Below are 2,816 nucleotides of genomic sequence, written 5' to 3'. Positions count from 1 at the left end.
ACTGATATCGGTTATAAAAAGAAAAAGCGTCTAGCTAAATCAGGAAAAGACATCACCTACCAATTCTAAATTCTTTTGCATTGTATTATCAGCCCAATTCCAAACATTACCATAATCTCCGTTTACCACAGTAGTCATATGTTTAAATGTATTGCTTTTATTCTCCATGCGATCAAAACGTTGCATAGCTCCCATCACACTTAGATTAAGACCTTCAATTGGTGATAAAGTTATTTTCCCGCTCATCATTAATTGATTGTATCCTTCTACATCATATTCTTCATTAATCATGGCAACCGGATTATAAGGTTTAAGATTTACTTTATATTCCGTATAATTTCCATTTTCATCATAGATAGGGCGGGTAGGATTTTCTAATAAAGCATTTAAATAGGCTGCATACCATGCACGTTGTTGGGTGACATAACTATCATTGATATTGAATTGAAAGCGTAATTTATTATTGAACATATTATGATTTAGACCTATTTTAGCTGTAATAGATTCACGATCTGTATGACGAATGACACCTTCACGTTTGCGATAATCTATGGAAGCTACGTAATTGGATTCAGCGCTACCACCTTTCAAAGAAAGAAAATGATTGTGGCTGATAGCTGTACGACTAATAGCGTCCACCCAATCAGTGGTAGTTCCCTCATCTTGAATACCTGGAAAATCAGGATCATCTGTTAATCTACGATAATCATTGGCTGTTAACATATCAGCATGTTTTGCAAATGTTTCAAATGAGATAGATCCATTATACTCCATGGAAAGTTTAGTCGCTTTAGCACGATTGGTAGTAATTACAATGACACCATTTGTACCACGAGTACCATAAATAGCAGCTGCAGAACCATCTTTTAGCACATCTATAGATTCTATGTCTTCACTTGAAATAGCTGTTAAACTACCACCTGGAATTCCGTCAATAACGATCAATGGACTAGTATTACCAGATAATGAATTAACACCTCGAATAGTCATTTCGAGTCCTAATACAGGATCACCAGTATAATTTGAAAGTTGAAGACCTGCTACTTTTCCTTGAAGGAGTTGTTCGGGACTTTTTACCATCCCGGCAAGAAAATCGTCTTTTTTTACTGATGTAATAGCACTGGTTACTTCACCTTTTTTCATGGAACCATAACCTACCACTACCACATCATCAAGCTGAAATACATCTTCTTCAAGAATGATGTTTAAAAAAGTAGTTTTATCGTTAGTTGGAATGGTGCGAGTAATGTATCCAATATAACTTACTGTTAATGTACTGCCAGGTCTTAATTTTATCTCAAATATTCCGTCAATATTTGTTGAAACTCCATTACTGGTGCCAGTTTCCAATATTGTAACTCCTGGTAATGTGTTGCCTTTTGCATCTTTTACGACACCTTGGAAGTTTTTGGTTTGTGCAATAGCTAATTGACATATGCATAACATATATAATATTGTCATTAGTCGAATTGTATTGGACAAAGTCCTTTTTTGATAAAAATTTAGCATAGATTCAAAGTGATAAAATGTTTAGATAAATAATTATATATTTCTCAGAGTATTTTAAAAAGGTCGTACAATTTCTAGATCGTCTACTGAAGGTAATGTTGGAAATTTAGCATGTGGTTCAGTTTGATACCAAAATACAACAGAAGAAATGTCTGATTTCTGATCGAGATATCGGCCGTCGTTACGCCATCCAAGATCTTGAATTGTAACTTTTAAATCCTTTTCAAAACGGATTGGATCAAGTATGTGCCAACGATACATGCCAAAACGTTGTTGTGAACGATAAACTCCATCTGGGCGAATAATCTGATGTAATCCTGCATAAGGAGTAGTGAATTCTTCATATTGATGCGTCGTTTTATTTTCAAAGTTGTAAGATCCGCAAAAGTAATCTTCTGTACCAGTACCGCAGATTGTCGGAAATTTCTTATCACCATCCATGAAGAATTTAATTTCACCTTCACCCCACCAACCGTTATTATTCACTTGCCAAGCAATATATGTACCAACGTATTGTCCTTTACCTTTAATACCATCAACCAATACATGGTCAGAATTTATATTAGGATTTGAGCGACGGAATTGTGCATGAAAATAAGCTGCATCCTCAGGAACTTCTGTTAAAGTGTAGTTTATTTGGTAATAAACTCTCATTTCATTATTGGGGTCAATGTTTTCCATTGTAATTTTACATTTTTTGCGGAAAGGCATTTGCCAATAACAATTGAACGCACTACCAGGGTTTACACAAACTGCTAATGAACTTAATGGAGAATATAGTCCCCAACCACTGCAGAAAAAATCACCTATAGGGCACTCTACAGAAGGTTCTTTTTCATCATCCCAATAAAAGCGAATAATTGTTTTTCTCCATTCACCTGTTGGTGTCATCCAAATTTGTTGTATAGAACCAGGGCCTTCGATTTCTGCTAAAGTAAAAGTTTCGTTAGGGCCAATGTTTACATAAGGATTGACTTTCCAGCCTTGCCCTAAAGTTTTAGCTGCATGATGTGCATTAGCTTGATTTATTTTTTCTTTATCTGTAATTGGATCAGCCATACCACCTTTACCTTTCTCACCTGTAAAGTTTTCAGGGCTGATGGAACGTGTCTTGGCATTGGATAAGCGATATAAATTACCCATATTCATGTCAAGTCCATTAAAATTTTGAGCGTAAATGCTTATAGTTGCCATACATAAGGCTGCTAAGATAAAAAATTTGATTTTCATGGTTTAAATAAATTAATTGGTTTATATACTTAGTTAATGGTTTCAGCAAGTTTTGCCAGTTCAAGATATTTCTTGTA

The 2,816-nt window shown here is 34.9% G+C and carries 2 protein-coding genes; both read right to left on the bottom strand.

What is annotated here, in order from left to right; all coding sequences use genetic code 11:
• Positions 1-39 precede the first annotated feature (39 nt).
• Entirely contained in the window at positions 40-1,461 is a 1,422-nt protein-coding gene (locus DW947_RS09305) for a SusC/RagA family TonB-linked outer membrane protein (RefSeq protein ID WP_243635079.1), read from the bottom strand.
• 102 nt (positions 1,462-1,563) lie between these two features.
• Positions 1,564-2,739, bottom strand: a complete 1,176-nt coding sequence (locus tag DW947_RS09300; RefSeq protein ID WP_005824687.1) for a glycoside hydrolase family 172 protein — start codon at positions 2,737-2,739, stop codon at positions 1,564-1,566.
• Between the last annotated feature and the right edge of the window lie 77 nt (positions 2,740-2,816).

The organism is Bacteroides sp. AM44-19, assembly GCF_003603395.1.
GTDB lineage: Bacteria > Bacteroidota > Bacteroidia > Bacteroidales > Bacteroidaceae > Bacteroides > Bacteroides uniformis.
The sequence above is the reverse complement of the archived record's forward strand: the minus strand, read 5'-3'. Positions and strand labels throughout refer to the sequence as shown.

Coding starts and splice junctions, on each gene's coding strand:
- DW947_RS09305 (WP_243635079.1), bottom strand. CDS start 1,461: ATGACAATATTATATATGTTATGCATATGTCAATTAGCTATTGCACAA.
- DW947_RS09300 (WP_005824687.1), bottom strand. CDS start 2,739: ATGAAAATCAAATTTTTTATCTTAGCAGCCTTATGTATGGCAACTATA.